The sequence below is a fragment of the Aequorivita sp. 609 genome (genome assembly GCF_014212065.1).
Lineage (GTDB): Bacteria > Bacteroidota > Bacteroidia > Flavobacteriales > Flavobacteriaceae > Aequorivita > Aequorivita sinensis.
The window spans coordinates 1-908 of record NZ_JACJVM010000010.1 but is presented as its reverse complement, the minus strand read 5'-3'; the positions used below and the strand labels follow the sequence as shown (position 1 = coordinate 908).

General features: G+C 57.6%; 1 protein-coding gene. It reads right to left on the bottom strand.

Annotated elements, in window-relative coordinates; translation table 11 throughout:
* On the bottom strand, positions 1-851 hold an 851-nt coding region (locus H4O20_RS05585), incomplete at its 3' end, for a WD40 repeat domain-containing protein (RefSeq protein WP_185098542.1).
* Positions 852-908 lie beyond the last annotated feature (57 nt).

Sequence of the window (908 nt, the reverse complement as noted above, 5' to 3'; positions counted from 1 at the left end):
GGCGGCTCAGCCTTGCTGTTGGTGGTGATGACTTCCTGTCTGAGCTCATCAACAATGATCTTTCCCTCCAGATCCCAGATCTTGATGCTCGGCCCTGTGGCGGCACACAGCCAGTATCTGTTGGGACTGAAGCAGAGAGCATTGATCGTGTCACCGCCGTCCAGCGTGTAAAGATGCTTGCCTTCGTTTAGATCCCAAAGCATGGCTTGTCCATCCTTTCCTCCAGACGCACAGAGGGAGCCATCAGGGGACACGGTGACGGTGTTCAGGAATCCGGTGTGTCCGATGTGATTGGTCTTCAGCTTGCAGTTGGCCAGATTCCACACCTTGACCATCTTGTCCCAGCCGCAGGAGACGATGATGGGGTTACTGCTGTTCGGGGAGAAACGGACGCAGGAAACCCACTCGGTGTGACTCTCGTCCTGAATGGTGTACTTGCAGACGCCCAGGGTGTTCCACAGCTTGATGGTCTTGTCCCGAGAGCCGGACACGATCTGCCGGTTATCAGCGGAGAAGGCCACGCTCAGCACGTCTTTGGTGTGACCCACAAAACGACGGGTCGTGGTTCCAGTGGTGAGGTCCCACAGACGCAGAGTGCCGTCCCACGAGCCGGACAGCGCAAACTGACCGTCTGATGAGATGACCACATCGCTCACGAAGTGTGAGTGTCCGCGCAGGGCTCGCTGAGGAATACCGTAGTTGGTCTCATCACGGGTGAGTTTCCACATGATGACGGTCTTATCTCGGGACGCGGACAGAATCATGTCTGGAAACTGCGGAGTCGTGGCGATCTGGGTCACCCAGCCGTTGTGGCCCTTCAGGGTCCCTCGCACGGTCATCTGCTCGGTCATCTCTGCGCTCGGTACCGGTCGATGGCTGTAGATTGAGCTGGACGGGCTGAAAAGCCG